Below are 15,066 nucleotides of genomic sequence, written 5' to 3'. Positions count from 1 at the left end.
TGGTTGCCGATCAGGGGGTCAGAGGTCGTAGCGCACAGTCAGCAAGAGGGTTCGCGGATCGTTGATCGAGTAGTAGCGGGCGCCACTGGAGGGCACGTAGCCGACTGCCTGCGGGTATGCGCGGTCGAGCAGGTTTTTCACTGACAGCGTGGTGGTCCAGTGGCCGTCGCCGGAGATGTAGCGGGTGTTGGCGTTCCAGAAGGTCTGCTGGGGAATTTCCTGGACGTCGTCGTTCAACGCGTTGGCGTAGGATTTTGTCTGGAACTGCGCATCGGTGCCGGCCAGCCAGGTGCCGGGCAATCCGGCCGGGATGGTGTAGTTGAGACCGACACTGGTGTTCCAGCGCGGCGAGTACACCAGTTGCTTGCCATTGGCATCGACCCCGGCGCCGCTGGCGTTTTCGAAATCGTCGTACTGGCTTTGCAGGTAGCCGAGATTGAAGGTCAGTTGCAGGTCGTTGGTCAGCGCGCTGAGGGTTTCCAGTTCGACGCCGTAGGTGTGCGCCTGGCCGACGTTGGTCCGCAGGCTGACCCCCAGCGCCGGGTCGTAGGCGTTGGTCTGCAGGTCCTTGTAGTCGTTGTAGAACAGCGCAAGGTTGGCGCGCAGGCGGCGGTTGAAGAAGTCGCCTTTGAAGCCGGTTTCCCAAGTGGTCACGTCTTCAGGGGAGAACGCCTGCTCGGCGGCAGCCTGGGTTGGCGCGCGGTTGTCGTAGCCGCCGGCCTTGAAGCCTTTGGCGACATAGGCGTACTGGTTGAGGTGAGGTGTCCAGGCGTATTCGAAGCCGAGTTTCGGGCTGGTGGACTGCCAGGATTTGCTCGAGTCGGCGGTGAAGTTGGTGCCGGTGATCTGGCGGTCGGTGGTGACGGCGTAGTTGGTGTAGTCGAAGTTCTTGTGTTCGCGAGTGAAGCGTAGCCCCGCGATCAGCGACAGTTGCTGCGTGACTTTGTAACTGCCCTGACCATACAACGCATAGCTTTCGGTATTGGTCGTGCTGTATTGACCCTGGCCGATCACCCGGTTGCGCGCGATCGAGTAGGTCAGGCTGTCGCGTTCGGCATCGAACTTTTCCCGATACAGGTACAGGCCGGTGCTGAAACTGAAATCGTCGTAATCGCCGTTGAGCTGGAACTCTTGGGTGGCGTAGTCCTGCTTGTAGGTGATCAGGCTGTTCTGAATCAGGGCGGCCTGGCCCGAGTTGTCATAGTCCACCGGTTGGTTGAACGCGGAATAGGCGGTGACCGATTTGAAGTTCAGATGGTCGTCGATGGCGTAGATCGCCCGCAGTACCGAGCTGCCCTGGTCGAGACGGTTTTTCGGATTGAGGCTGCTGTAGCTCTTGAACTTGTCGAAGTGCCCGTCGGCATCGAATGGGGTGTAGCTGGTCGTATCGCCACGGTCGAAGGTTCCGGCCAGGGTCAGTTGCACGTCCCAGGGCGAATCAATGGGATTGAAGCGCAGCTTGCCGCGGTAGGACTGCAGGTCGACATTGTTCACATCCTTACCGCGGGTGGGATTGGACACGGTGCCGTCGCGGCTCAGGCGAATCGCCGAGAAGCTGCCGAACAAGGTGTTGTCCACCAGTGGGCCACTGATCAGCAGGCGAGCGTTCTGGGCGTTGTAGTTGCCGGCGCCGAGTTCGAAGAACCCCCGGGTTTCCTGGGTCGGGTCACGGGTGATCACGCGGATCGCGCCGGCGCTGCTGTTGCGCCCGTAAAGCGTACCCTGGGGGCCGCGCAGGACCTCGACGCGTTCGACATCGTTGAAGTCGAGCATCGAGGAAATCGCCCGTGGGATGTACAGGTCATCGGCGTAGACCGCCACGGCGGCTTCCTGGATCGGGTCGGTTTCGCCGATACCACGAATCCCGTAGGTCTGCGCGCTGTAGGAGATCGACTGGCGGCTGAGGGTCAGGTTGGGCACTTGCCCGGAGAGATCGCGGATGCTCTTGATCTGCTTGTCTTCCAAGGCGTTTTCGTCGAACGCGGAGATCGCCAGCGGGGCTTTTTGCAAGTCCTCGCTGCGGTGTTCTGCTGTAACGGTGACAACGGGGAGGGCACCATCCTTGGTGTTTTCTTCGGCGTGCGCTGACAACCCGAGCAAGGTCAGCGATACGGCCAGCGTCAGACGGTTTTTGGTGATGTCGTGCATGGTGAGCCCCAGGTGCGTAGGTGTGGCGTTGGTGTTTCATTTTTTTTGGGCAAAGCGTTGCCGCAGTCATGGCTTGAAAGTCATGGCGGAGGTGGCTTGGGCCGGTTCAGGTTTTGGGTGTGGCAATTGACCGTGGAGTGGTGTCGGCCGGAAAAACGTGCAGTTCCGAAAGCCTCCACCTGGTCAGGGGTCGGTGATGGTTGTAACAATATTTATATAATAGGGCGCTGTAAAAGTCCGATTTGTTATAAGTTAATTATAAAAAATTGACATCAATATTGTTATTAAAATGCGTAATTCTGATGTTGTGGCGATGCGGATGCACCCAAATCCAGTGGGAGCGAGCCTGCTCGCGATGGCGTTGGCACATTCAGCATTGATACAAACTGAACGACCGCTATCGCGAGCAGGCTCGCTCCCACATGGGATGTACGTCTCCCGCCAGGATTGCCCGGGGTCAGTACCCGCGCTGTACGTTCGCCAGATTCTCTGGCGCCAGTCCGGCCAGGAAACGCTCGAGGTTGGCCAGGAAGCTGTCAGCGATTTCGTAGCGAATGCTGCTGGAGATCGCTGAAGTGTGGGGTGACAGACGTACCCCGGGATGGGTGTAGAGCGGGTGGCCGTCGGGCAGTGGTTCGGGCTCGGTGACATCCAGAGAAGCCAGGCCAATGAGTCCGCTGTCCAGGGCTGCAAGCAACGCCTCCTGGTCAAGCAAACCGCCACGGGCGATGTTGATCAGGTGCAGGCCCGGCTTGGCGCTGGCGAGCACCGTGCTGTTGACGATATGTCGTGTTGCCTCGGTCAGTGGCGCGGCCAGCACGAGGTGATCGGCTCGGGAAAACAGCTCATGGATATCCCGCGCGGCCTCGACTCCCTCGATTTCGAAGGGAGTCTGGCTCTGACGCAGCGCCAGCACATTGATGCCCAGGGCGTGGGCCTTGGTCGCCAGGCTACGGCCAATCGCACCAAAACCCAGGATCCCCAACGTACTGCCCTTGAGAGGCGTCAGGGCGGTGAAATTCCATTGCGCATCGTGCACCCAGATGTCCGGCAGGCGCTTGGCTGCCGCGAAGATCGCCGCCAGGGCGAATTCGGCGATGTTTTCGGCGGCGCTGCCCCGGGACGTACTCACCAAAGGGCCGTCGAACAGCCACCTGGGGTAGAAGTCGATCCCCGAAGACACCACCTGGACCCATTTCAAACCGTAAGGCCAACCCGGAGGCGGCGTGTCCGGCGCCAGGTAGCCGCGCACATTGATGGGGCGTGCCAGCAACACGCTGGCGGTGGCCGGGAGGTCACTGGGGACGCCGGCCGGTACCTCGAGGACCTCGGTGCCAGGGTGTGTGAGCGCGAGGCGCTGGCGAATCACCTGGTTGAAGTCTTCATCCAATTGGCTGGCGATCACGAGGGTGCTCATGGGAGGTCCTTTTTCTGACGTTGAGCGAACACCGCTTTGCCGACGCCCTGCAGCACGGCATCGTTTTGCGGGGTGTGGATGCGACTGCACAGTACGTCGCGGTAATGCCGTTGCAGCGGATTGTGCCGCGACAGACCCGGGTTGCCGGAGGCTTCGATGGCGAGCTCGACCGCACGGATCGCGTTGCCTGTCACCAGGTACTTCAATTGCGCGGCGTGGTGGGCGGGGGTGCGCCCTTCGGCGGCCGCATCGAGCAGGCTGCGGTTGGCGAACAGCAAGGTGTCGATGTGCCCGACGGTTTCCTGGAAGCGCGGCAGGGTCGACAGCGTGGCGCCGAGGTTGGACGGCTTGCGCTGTTCCAGCCAGCCCACGAACCAGTCACGGGCGGCTTGCGCGACGCCGTCGTAGACCGCCGCGAGCAACACCGCCATCCACAGGAAGCCGTCGCTATCGAGTTCGGGCTGTGGCGCGCTCCAGGGGCTGACGCTGACCGCGTGATCCAGCGGCACCAGCACGTTGTCGAACAGCACTTCGTGGCTGCAGGTGGCGCGCATACCCAAGTGGTCCCAGTCCTCGATGATGCTGATGCCTGGGGTATCCCGGTGGACCAGCCAGGCGCCCACCAGTGGATCTTCATCGGTGCTGCGGGCCCAGACGTTGAACCATGTCAGGCCATGGCTGCCGGTGGAGTAGATCTTGCGGCCGCTGATTCGCCAGCCTTCCGAGGTGCGCCTGGCGACAGTCGCCGGCAGACCGCCACGGGCCGGCGTGCCCAGGTCAGGCTCGACGCGCAAGGCATTGATCAACGCGCCGTCGCGCACGGCATCCTGGGCGACGCGCAAGCGCAATGCTTCGGGCCAGGTCCGGCTGTCTTGCAGGCGTGAGTGCTGGAGATATTGCATCACCAGGATCAAGGCCGTGGAGGGTTCGCCCTTGGCGACCGCAGCGATGACCTTGCGCGCCTGCACCAGGCTGGCGCCGCCACCGCCGAGCGCCTTCGGCACCGTCAGGGCCAGCAGGCCGTGCTCGTGCAGCAGCTTGAAGTTGTCCTGGGGGAAGTCGCCGCTCTCGTCATAGACGTGGGCGGTCGCGGCCAATTGTTGACTGAGGCGTTCGAGCACTGTGTCGAAGTCGGCGACATTAACCGATTGCAACAAGGGTGGACGTAGGGAAGAAAGACTCATGGCGGGCTCACTCGATCAAAAAGGTAAGAGCCAGCTATAACTGCCGTGGCGAGAGGGCTCACAGTGGCAGCAGGCGGAAGTTGCGGTCCCACAGCGGACTCACGTCGAGCCGTTCGTTCAACACGCCGGCAGCGAAGAACAGATCGGCGACTTCCTGTTGCGAGGCGATGGCCTGGTCGTTCACTTCAATGATTTTCGTGGGCTGGCTACGGTTGTTGTACATGTCGAGGAACACTGCTTTGTCGACGCCCAGCAATTGCGCCGACTTGGTCGCCCAAGGTTCGGGATTAGTGTTGATCCACTCCCAGGTGCGTGCCTGGCGCTGGATGTAGTCCTGGATCGCCTGCTTGCGTAGCGGGTCTTCCAGGGCTGCGGGTCGTGCGGCGATCAGGTAGTTGCCGGACAGGTAGCCCAAGGCGGTCTTGAGTACCCGGGCGCCACTGCGGAACTTCGCCAGTTGGATGAACACGCCATAGATCACCCAGGCATCCAGCTGGCCACTCTGGAATGCGCTGAAACCGTCCTGGGGCGTGAGCGCCACCGCGGTGATGTCGTTCATGGTCAGGCCTTGTTCCTTCAGGGCCTTGATCAGGAAATAGTGGGAGGTGGTCGAGCGCACATAGCCGACCCGCTTGCCGCGCAACTGTCCGATCGATTCGATAGGCGAATCCTTGGGGATGAGGAATACCTGGTTGTTCACGTCACTTTGCAAGACGGCGATCAGGCGGGGTTGGCGATGGCTCTGGATGGAAAAGATCGGCGGGATTTCGCTCATGCCACCGACATCCAGACTACCGGAGGCCAGCGCTTCGACGATCAGGTTGCCGCCGGCGAACTCGGAATATGCGACTTTGTAGGGTGTGTTGCCGGTGCCGGCGTCTTCGACGAAGTAAGAGTCCTGTCCACGGTAGGTGGCGACCTCCAGGGTCAGGTCCGCAAGGCTCTTGCCTTGCGCGAAAACTCGCGGGGCGAGGCCCAGCGAGGACAGCCCCAGCGCGCCCAGGGTGAAGGAACTGGCCGTGAGGAAGTCGCGACGATTGATCTGTTTCATGCCACGGCCTCGCGGGTTGCATCATTCGCTCGGGCCGTCGGTGCATAGCGATTGGTGGGCACCGGTAAGCCCAGGTTGTCCCGCAGGGTATTGCCGCTGTATTCGCTGCGAAACAAACCACGTTGCTGCAGGATCGGCACGACCAGTTCAGTGAAATATTGCAGCCCGTCCGGCAGCAGGGAATTGATGATGAAGCCGTCGGCTGCGCCCTTCTCGAACCAGGCTTGAATGGCGTCGGCCACCTGTTCGGGGGTGCCGACAAAATCGCGCCGTGGCTGGGAGAAGCGCAGGGCGACTTCGCGCAAGGTCAGGCCTTCGTCGCGGGCCAGCTGTTTGATCCGCTCCGAGCCGCCTTTCTGGCTGTTGGCACCCAGGTCGCCCAGGTCGGGAAACGGGGCGTCCAACGGGTATTGGCTGAAATCATGGTCATTGAAGGGGCGGCCGAGGGCGACGATTGCGTCTTCGATGCTCACCAGTGACACCGCTTGCTGGTAGCGGTCTTCGACTTCGGCTTCATCGCGACCCACGATCGGACGGATTCCGGGCAGGATCGACAGTTGTGCCGCATCGCGACCAAAGCTGTTGGCGCGGCGTTTGAGGTCCTGGTAATAGGCGCGCGCTTCTTCGAAATTTTCGGCACCGACGAAAATCGCATCGGAATTCTCGGCGGCGAAGTTACGCCCGTCCTCGGAAGTACCAGCCTGGAAAATCACCGGTTGACCTTGCCGGGAGCGGGCGATGTTGAGCGGGCCCTTCACCGAGAAAAATTCGCCCTTGTGCTCCAGCGCGTGCAGCTTGCCGGGGGCGAAGAACTCGCCGGTTTTTTTGTCGTAGGTGAAAGCGTCGTCTTCCCAGGAATCCCACAGCCCCTTGACCACCGCCACGTGTTCCTTGGCGATCCGGTAGCGCACGGCATGGGGCGGGTGCTCGCTCTTGCCGAAATTATCCGCGGTACCGCTGAGCCACGACGTCACCACGTTCCAGCCGGCGCGCCCGCCGCTGATATGGTCCAGCGAGGAGAACTGGCGCGCCACCTGGTAGGGCTCCGTGTAGCTGACGGTGACGGTGGCCACCAGGCCGATGTTGGATGTCAGCGCCGCCAGGGCCGAGAGGATGGTCAGCGGCTCGAAGCGGTTGAGGTAGTGCGGACTGGATTTTTCATGGATGTGCAGGCTGTCGGCGATGAACACGAAATCGAACTTGGCGCCTTCGGCCAGGAGTGTCTGTTGCTTGTAGAAACCGAAGTCGGTACTGGCGTTGGGTTGTGCCTGCGGATGGCGCCATTCGCCCCAGCCGTGGCCGACGCCGTGGACCATTGCTCCGAGTTTGAGTGGGCGTTGTTTGCTCATGGTTCTGCTCCTTTAGCGCGAAGCCTGGGTGAGGGGGGCACGCAGGGTGTTGAAGCTCTTGTCGAAGCCCTGGGAGACATCGATGTGTCGAGTCAGCAGGCCTTCCTCCTGATAAATGTCAGCGGTTGTCTGCAGGCCACTGACTACCGCGTCGTCAATGACCACCGGCTGCATGTGGGTCGCGTTGGCTACCGCCAGGTGCACCTCCAGGGGCAAGCCAGTGATTTTGGCCTGCGCAGCGGCATACTCGTTGGGGTGGTCGTTGCTCCAGCGATAGGCTCGGTCGACCCGGGCGACAAAGTCGTCCAATTGCTGGCGTTTATCGGCGATGGCCTGGCTGGTGGCGGCGAGATAGAGATGATTGCTCAGCAGGTTGCTGCCGCTGACCAGGACCTTGGCCTGGCTTTGCGCGGTGACGACGGTGGTGAAGGGGTCCCAGGTCGACCAGGCGTCCGCGGTGCCGTTATCCAGCACCAGCCGGGATTCGCTGGGCAGCAGGAAAACGAACTCCACGTCTGCGGTACTCAGGCCTGCGCTGCGCAGGGCCTTGATAGCCAAGTAGTGCCCGATGGAGCCTCGTGTGGTGACGATGCGCTTGCCCTTGAGATCGGCGACAGCCTTGATAGGGGAGTCCTTGGGAACAAGAATGGCAGTCGTGTTGCGTCCTTCGGCGTGGATGATGCTGACGACCTTGAGCGACGCTCCGGCGCCCAGGGCGAACACGTAGGGAGCATCGCCCAGGGCGCCGATATCCACGGCACCGGCATTCAGCGCCTCGCCCAGTGGCGCGGCGGCGGGGAACTCGGAAAACTGGATATCGTAAGGCACGTCCTTGAGCTCGCCGGACACTTCCAGCAGGGCCTTGATGGTGGATTTCTGATTGGCGACTCGCAGCGGTTGCAAATCGGCGGCGTGGACCGAGCCAAAGGCAAGGGTGATTAACAGCAGGGGCAGGGTCAGGCGCATCGCGGGGCTCCAGGCTAAAAGTGTTGCGTTCAGTCGCCTCCGCCTGGAGAAGGGGTCGGCTGGTGTAGAAGGGGGCGATCATTGCGCCCCCCTGTGCATTCAGATGACGTAAAAACCATGGGTGCCGTCGCGGGCCAGTTGGGCGACGAGGCCATACTCCCAATCCAGGTACGCCTGCATGGCTTCCCGTGGGCTGTCGGTGCCCTCGTAAGGCCGGCGGTAACGATCGATGCGCGGCGAGGCGAGGCGGGTTTCGCCATGTTCCAGCGGCAATTGCGCAGCAATCCAGGCAGCGGTGCCGTCGCGCAGCAGGAAAACGGCTTTGCCGGTAATGTCCTCGACCTCGGCGACCGCCAGTCGTGCCAACTGGCTGCTGCCGCAGGTCAGGACGTAGCGTTGAGCGGGCGACACCTTGCTCAAGGCTTCGCTCAGTTGCGCGCGCAATACCCACCAGGCGCCCGGGATGTGGCGCTTGACGTAATTGGCGCTGCTGGTGAAATCCAGCACCACCGTGTCACCCTCGGCCAGCCACTGGGCAAGGGTGTCAGGGCTGATCTCCTCGGCCTGTGGCGGCACAGGAACGGGAGCTTTCCACGAGCCCTGTTCACTGAAGTGCGCGGGTTGCAAATCATCCAGTACGTACACGTCCCAACCCAATTGCGCGAGCCAGGAGCCGGTCATATTGGCCCGTACGCCGTCGTCATCGACCAGTACCAGGCGCGCGCCGCGAACACTGGCGAAGTGATCGGTTTCCTGCACCAGTTGCCCGCCGGGGGTGGAGCGGGAAGCGGGCAGGTGACCGGCCTCGAATTCCTCCGGGGTGCGTACGTCGAACAGGTAGGTGCTGCGTGTCGGCTCCTGTTGCCAGCGGTGCAAGTCGGCAAGGGTGGCACGACCCACCAGCGCCTTGTCGGCAACTCGGCGAGCATCGCCGGCGGCAATGTCTCGATGTTCCTCGCCACTGTCGGCGAATCGACGCGACTGGCCGTGCTCCAGCGTTTGGCCGGCCAGGGTCCAGCCGATGGTGCCGTTGCGCAGGGCGGACACCGGGTTGGCGATGCCCGCATTGATCAGTGACTGAGTGCCGATGATGCTGCGGGTGCGCCCGGCGCAGTTGACGATGATTCGGGTTGACGGATCCGGAGCCAGCGCCCGGGCACGCAGCACCAGTTCCGCCCCCGGTACACTGATGCCGCCGGGAATGCTCATGGTCTGGTATTCGTCGAAGCGCCGGGCATCGAGCACCACCACGTCGGCCTCGTTGTCGAGCAGCGCCTTGACCTCTTCCGCCGCCAGGGACGGTGTATGGCGCTGGCTTTCCACCAGTTCACCAAAGGCCTTGCTCGGCACATTGACGTCGATGAACAGCTCGCCGCCGGCCTTGCGCCAGCCTTCCAGGCCGCCTTCGAGCACGCTTACATTGACGTAACCCAGGCCTTGCAGGCGCTGGAGCGCAATGTCGGCCAGGCCTTCACCATTGTCGTAGACCGTCACCGGGGTGTCGCGCCTCGGGATGCGCGAGTAGACCTCGAGTTCCAGCTTCGACAGGGTAATGTTGGCTGCGAACAATGGATGGCCCTGGGCGAAGGGGGCCTCTTCGCGCACATCGATGAGGGCCAGCTCTTCACTGTTCAGCAACGCCTGGCGAATCTGCGAGTAGGAGCGGGTAGGTACGGTGCTCATAGGGCTTGGCTCTCTTTGGACAGGTCCCAGATATTGGGGAGGAAGGCGTTGGAATAACCGGAGATGAACAGTTTCTCGCTGCCGTCGGGCTGGTACACCGCGCGGCGTACGGCGCCGATGTTGGCGCCATAGACATGGATGCTGATGGACACCTGGTCGTCGAAGGCGTTGCTGACCTGATGGATGTCGCCGATCCGGGGAGAGACGGCTTCGACCTGGCCGGGCACCAGCTGAATCGGCGACCCCTCGGGTGCCAGGCTGCCATCGGGATGGCGGGCAAAGCCTTGTGAATGCTCTGCGCCGCGCAACATGCCGATCAGGCCCCAGACCCGGTGGTCATGGATCGGCGTGCGTTGCCCTGGCCCCCAGACAAAACTGACGACACTGAAACGCTGTCGCGAATCGGCGTGCAGCAGGTATTGCTGATAGCGCTCTGGGTCTGGCTTGGCGAACGCTTCGGGCAGCCAGTCGTCATGGCTGACCAGTTGTGCAAGCAACTTGCCGCCGCGATGCAGCAGATCACCCTCGCGGGGATTGCCGTCGATCAGCTCTGCCAGGGCGCCTATGAATGCTCTGAGTCTCTCCGGGTGTCGGGCCTGGGTCATGGCGGATTCCATCGTCGTGGTGAAAATTCGATATCAGGATTTAAGCATAATGATTTTTCTTAATATGCTATTTTTTTATGATTAGGTTATAGCTGAAAAGAATTTAGAATCCATTTGGCTAGTGTTAGATGTTATCGATAGATCTGTCGGGCTATCCAGATTTGCGCAATGGCACTATGCTTTTTCCTAGGGCTTTATGCTTTTCAAACATCTTATTGACTGTTCTCTATGTGCGGGCCAAATGAAAATTGACGATATTGACGCCTTTGTCGAAGTGATTCGTTGCCAGTCCATCAGCCATGCCGCCGAGACGTTGCAACTGACGCAACCGGCGATCACACGGCGCGTGCAGAACTTCGAGCAGGCCTTGGGGGTGGAGTTGTTCGACCGCAATACCAAGCCGCTCAAGCCGACATTGATCGGTACGCGGGTCTATGAGCAATGTCGTTTGATCCTGCGGGAGATGGATGCGCTGCGCGAACTGGTCGCCACCGACGCGCCGCCTACCGGGTTGTTGCGCCTGGGTGTTCCGCAAACGATCGGTGATGTGGTGTTGCTCGATGCCCTCAAGCATTTGCGCGTCGAGTATCCCGAGCTGCGTGCCCAGGTGGTCACGGGCTGGGGCAGTCAGTTGGTCGGCAAGATCGAGCGCGGCGAGTTGGATGCGGCGGCTGCATTATTTCCCGCTGGCAAGATTTTTCCCGACAACATTGTTGGCGAGTCGATCGGCAAGATGGAGTTGGTGGTGGTCTGTGCCAAGGCGCAACTGCCCAAGCGCCCCTGCAAGTTGGCTGATATCTACCAGAATGGCTGGGTACTCAATCCCGACGGCTGCGGTTTTCGCGCCGGGTTGCAGCGGACCTTGTCGGACCAAGGCTTGGCCCTGCGGGTCAACCTGGAGACCTTCGGCACTGAATTGCAGTTGGGCCTGGTCGCCGATGGCCTGGGCCTTGGCCTGGTGCCGCGTCCGTTGCTGGAGCGCAGCGCCCACCGTGATCAGCTGGCCGCGATGCCCCTCAAGGACTTCAAGCCAGTGATGGACCTGTGGTTGATCTATCCGCACTTCCTCGGCAACCTGCAAGGGCCAGTGGATGCCTTTGGCAAGCTGGTGGCCGGATCGTTGCAGAAGATCAAGAGTGCTGCGTAAGGAATACGGACGGCGATCTATAATAAAAAAAAATAATAATTAGCTTAGATTAAAATGTGCTTTTTATTATTTTTTACCTTCCCCTAGGCTTGCTGGAGATCCCTAGTCCATCCAGGAAGTCTTGTCATGAGCAGCGTCAGCCCGCTATCCAGCGCCTCGAAAAATGTCCGCCAACGCGTCACTCCCGAAGAGTGGGAAGTGCGCGTGAAGCTGGCCGCAGCCTACCGGCTGGCGGCCTTGTTCAAGTGGACCGATCACATCTACACGCATTTTTCCGCGCGAGTGCCCGGGCCTGAAGAGCATTTCCTGATCAACGCGTTCGGGTTGTTGTTCGATGAAATTACCGCTTCCAACCTGGTCAAGGTCGACGTCGACGGCACCCTCGTCGACGACCCGACAGGACTTGGCATCAACCATGCCGGCTATGTGATCCATAGCGCGATCCATGGCGCGCGGCCTGATCTGCAAGCCGTTCTGCACACCCACACCCGCGATGGCATCGCGGTGTCCGCCCAGCGGGACGGTTTACTGCCGATCTCCCAGCATTCCATCGCCTTTTCCGGGCGGGTGGCCTACCACGGATATGAAGGCATTGCGCTGGACCTCGACGAGCGTGAACGACTGGTGGCGGACCTGGGGGACAAGAGCGTGCTGATCCTGCGCAACCATGGGCTACTGACCGCAGGCATCAGCGTCGAACATGCGTTCCAGCAACTGCAAGGCCTGGAGCGCGCCTGCAGCATCCAGATCGCGGCGCAGGCCGCTGGCAACGCCGAGCTGGTCTTCCCGCCGGCCGACGTCGTAGCCAAGGTCGAGACCCAGGCCGAAGTGCTCAAAAGAGGCGATGGACCGGGGGTTGCGCGGCACTGGAATGCGCTGATCCGGCAGTTGGAAAGGACCGATCTGGACTACAAGAACTGAGCCTATGGGCGAATGTGCTGGAGGTTGCAACCGGCACATTCCTATTGTGGGGAGCTTTTTGTGGGAGCGAGCCTGCTCGCGATGGCAGCGGACCAGTCAACATCAATACCGACTGATCCGACGCCATCGCGAGCAGGCTCGCTCCCACAGAATATTGATGTGTGAATGTAGATCCGGCGGCAGCCGGAAACATTGTGGGAGCAAGCTCGCTCCCACAATGCCTGCATGGCGCTTTCAGGCCACCTTTTCCGCCGCCTGGCGCTCGCGTTCGGCAACCAATTGCCGGGTCAGGGGGATCAGGCGCTTGCCGTAATCGATGGCGTCCTCCAGTGGGTCGAAGCCGCGGATCAGGAAGGTGGTGATGCCCAGGTCGTAGTAGTCGAGCAGCGCTTCTGCCACTTGTTCCGGAGTGCCCACCAGGGATGTCGAGTTACCCTGTGCGCCGAGCAGGCCAGCAATGCCGGTCCACAGCCGCTTGTCCAGGCGCGAGCCTTGGGCTGCCGCTGCCAGCAGGCGTCGCGAGCCTTCGTTCGGTGGTTCCCGGCGTACGAATCCATTCTGTTTGGCCAGTGCGCTTGCCTGTTGCAGGATGCGCTCGGCGCGTTCCCAGGCTTGCTCTTCGGTGTCTGCCAGAATCGGTCGCAACGACAGGCTGAAGCGGATGCTACGACCATGCCTGGCGGCTTCGGCACGCACCTGGTGCACCACCTCACGCACTTGCTCGTAGGTTTCTCCCCACAATGCATAGACGTCCGCATGCTTGCCCGCCACCGCGACGGCGGCCGCTGACGACCCGCCGAAGTACAGCGGGATATGCGGTTGCTGCGGCGACTTCACGTCCGAGTGTGCGCCTTCGAATTGGTAATACTTGCCTTGATAGTCGAAAGGCTTTTCGCGGGTCCATTCCTGGCGAAGCACGTCGAGGTATTCATCCGTGCGGGCATAGCGCTCGTCCTTGCCGATGTAGCTACCGTCGGCACGCAGCTCGCGATCATCGCCACCGGTGATGATGTGGACGGCGGTGCGCCCGCCATTGAATACGTCCAGCGTATTGAACTGGCGAGCGGCCAGGGTCGGTGCAACGAACCCCGGTCGATGGGCGATGAGGAACTTCAGGTTTTTCGTCACGCTGGCGGCGTGTGAGGCGATCAGTGTGCTGTCCGGGCTATTGGAATGAAACGCGACCAGCGCCCGGTCGAAACCGGCCTCCTCGTGGGCCCGGGCCACTTTCTCCACGTACTCGGGTTGCAGGACTGGGCCGCTGCGAGGATGGATCTCCGAGGCGTGGTGGCCGCCGATGAAACCGATAAATTCAACACTCATGGTGGATTCCTTTTCATTTTCATTGAACTGGCGTGATTGAGCCTCCACCGGGCGAGGGGTCGGTCCGTGACGAGCAAAGTAGGCGTAGCGGGGCAGGCCTGTGAAATGCCGATTTGTTCTATGTTAATTATAAAATATTTTAATCAATATTTAATATCGTTATCAGGTATTTGCATTTTGTGGTGAGTGGTTCGTGAGCCCGCAATCGACGCTGCCCGTAGCGAATTATTATGCAAATAATTCATTTGGAGTTTACGACATCTGATTTTTAAACATATTAGGTTATTCCTAAAAAGAATTTCACTGGGTTTTTTTATGCGAATAGCATGAGTCCGAAGCTGATGCATGGCGCCTCTGGCCATGTTCTATATGAGGAAGGAAGCCTGATGAGCGACAAGATTTTCGAGACACAGGGCACCAGCAGCTCTTTTTTCGTCGAGAAGACCGTGCGTCTCAACACCGCGCGGCAAGGTGCGTCGAGACTGGCTCCCGACTGGTTGCGTCATTGGCGCACGCCAGAGGCGTTGTTACGCTTGATCAGTCCGATTGTGCTCCTGCTGTTGTGGGAGCTGGCGTCGCGCTGGGGCCTGATCCCGCCGCGGGTCATTGCCGCGCCGTCGCAGATCGGCGGAACGCTATGGGCCATGATCGTCTCGGGTGAGCTTGGCAGGCATCTGCTGGTTTCGCTGCAACGGGCGCTCGTGGGGCTGAGCATCGGCGTAACGATCGGTGTGATCGCGGCGCTGATCAGCGGCCTGTCGAAACGCGGCGAGGTGGTCCTCGATTCGCCGATGCAGATGCTGCGCACCATCCCTTCGCTGGCCCTCGTGCCGCTGTTCATCCTCTGGTTCGGCATTGGCGAGTTCACCAAGATCGCCCTGATCGTCATCGGTACCACTTTCCCGGTGTACCTGAATCTGTTTGCCGGCATTCGCAATATCGACCCCAAGCTGATCGAGGCCGCCAACACCTTGGGTCTGAGCCGTCGAGAGCTGATCTGGCACGTGATCCTGCCCGGTTCCTTGCCCTCGTTTTTCGTCGGCCTGCGCTACTCCCTGGGAATTTCCTGGCTGGCCCTGGTTTTCGTCGAGCAAATCAACACCACCGCCGGCATCGGCTACCTGGCCAGTGATGCGCGAGATTTCATGCGCACCGACGTGATCGTGATTTGCCTACTGATCTACAGCGTCCTCGGCCTGTTGATCGACGGATTGATCCGTACGCTGGAGCGATTTGCCCTGGCCTGGCGCCCAACTTTTGTGAGGAACTGAT

General features: G+C 60.9%; 12 protein-coding genes. 3 read left to right on the top strand and 9 right to left on the bottom strand.

Annotated features, from left to right (window positions below):
• Nucleotides 1-18: 18 nt before the first annotated feature.
• The 8 genes from AC30D9_RS04635 to AC30D9_RS04600 form a co-directional block, all read right to left on the bottom strand.
• Complete coding sequence (locus tag AC30D9_RS04635; protein WP_109753355.1) at nucleotides 19-2,148, bottom strand: TonB-dependent receptor; 2,130 nt, start codon at nucleotides 2,146-2,148, stop codon at nucleotides 19-21.
• A gap of 457 nt (nucleotides 2,149-2,605) precedes the next feature.
• Nucleotides 2,606-3,565, bottom strand: coding sequence for a D-isomer specific 2-hydroxyacid dehydrogenase family protein (locus AC30D9_RS04630; protein WP_307571837.1), 960 nt, complete (start codon nucleotides 3,563-3,565; stop codon nucleotides 2,606-2,608).
• Nucleotides 3,562-4,749, bottom strand: coding sequence for an acyl-CoA dehydrogenase family protein (locus AC30D9_RS04625; RefSeq protein WP_249015271.1), 1,188 nt, complete (start codon nucleotides 4,747-4,749; stop codon nucleotides 3,562-3,564). Before AC30D9_RS04625 ends, AC30D9_RS04630 begins: the two co-directional genes overlap by 4 nt.
• A 58-nt stretch (nucleotides 4,750-4,807) precedes the next feature.
• Nucleotides 4,808-5,800 (bottom strand): ABC transporter substrate-binding protein, encoded by a 993-nt coding sequence (locus AC30D9_RS04620; protein ID WP_307571838.1) that lies wholly within the window; start codon nucleotides 5,798-5,800, stop codon nucleotides 4,808-4,810.
• A complete protein-coding gene (locus AC30D9_RS04615) occupies nucleotides 5,797-7,149 on the bottom strand; it encodes an LLM class flavin-dependent oxidoreductase (RefSeq protein WP_490143543.1) in 1,353 nt (450 codons plus the stop codon). Before AC30D9_RS04615 ends, AC30D9_RS04620 begins: the two co-directional genes overlap by 4 nt.
• A 12-nt stretch (nucleotides 7,150-7,161) precedes the next feature.
• The gene (locus AC30D9_RS04610) at nucleotides 7,162-8,115 is read right to left on the bottom strand and encodes an ABC transporter substrate-binding protein (protein ID WP_490143542.1); all 954 of its coding nucleotides are present in this window, start codon (nucleotides 8,113-8,115) and stop codon (nucleotides 7,162-7,164) included.
• A gap of 99 nt (nucleotides 8,116-8,214) precedes the next feature.
• A complete protein-coding gene (locus tag AC30D9_RS04605; RefSeq protein ID WP_490143541.1) occupies nucleotides 8,215-9,798 on the bottom strand; it encodes a rhodanese homology domain-containing protein in 1,584 nt (527 codons plus the stop codon).
• Nucleotides 9,795-10,403, bottom strand: coding sequence for a cysteine dioxygenase family protein (locus AC30D9_RS04600; RefSeq protein WP_134924884.1), 609 nt, complete (start codon nucleotides 10,401-10,403; stop codon nucleotides 9,795-9,797). The genes AC30D9_RS04605 and AC30D9_RS04600 overlap by 4 nt, the downstream gene beginning before the upstream one ends.
• Nucleotides 10,404-10,644: 241 nt before the next feature.
• On the opposite strand from AC30D9_RS04600, the gene AC30D9_RS04595 reads away from it, so the two are divergent.
• A complete protein-coding gene (locus AC30D9_RS04595; RefSeq protein ID WP_134924883.1) occupies nucleotides 10,645-11,550 on the top strand; it encodes a LysR family transcriptional regulator in 906 nt (301 codons plus the stop codon).
• A gap of 126 nt (nucleotides 11,551-11,676) precedes the next feature.
• Complete coding sequence (locus AC30D9_RS04590; RefSeq protein WP_307571843.1) at nucleotides 11,677-12,471, top strand: class II aldolase/adducin family protein; 795 nt, start codon at nucleotides 11,677-11,679, stop codon at nucleotides 12,469-12,471.
• A gap of 234 nt (nucleotides 12,472-12,705) precedes the next feature.
• Here the strand turns inward: AC30D9_RS04590 and AC30D9_RS04585 are convergent, their stop codons facing one another.
• A complete protein-coding gene (locus tag AC30D9_RS04585) occupies nucleotides 12,706-13,794 on the bottom strand; it encodes an LLM class flavin-dependent oxidoreductase (protein ID WP_490143540.1) in 1,089 nt (362 codons plus the stop codon).
• A gap of 386 nt (nucleotides 13,795-14,180) precedes the next feature.
• Here AC30D9_RS04585 and AC30D9_RS04580 point away from each other — a divergent pair, with 386 nt between their 5' ends.
• Nucleotides 14,181-15,065, top strand: coding sequence for an ABC transporter permease (locus AC30D9_RS04580; RefSeq protein ID WP_307571845.1), 885 nt, complete (start codon nucleotides 14,181-14,183; stop codon nucleotides 15,063-15,065).
• Nucleotide 15,066: the final 1 nt, after the last annotated feature.

Source organism: Pseudomonas sp. DF11 (assembly GCF_058148565.1).
The sequence above is the reverse complement of the archived record's forward strand: the minus strand, read 5'-3'. Positions and strand labels throughout refer to the sequence as shown.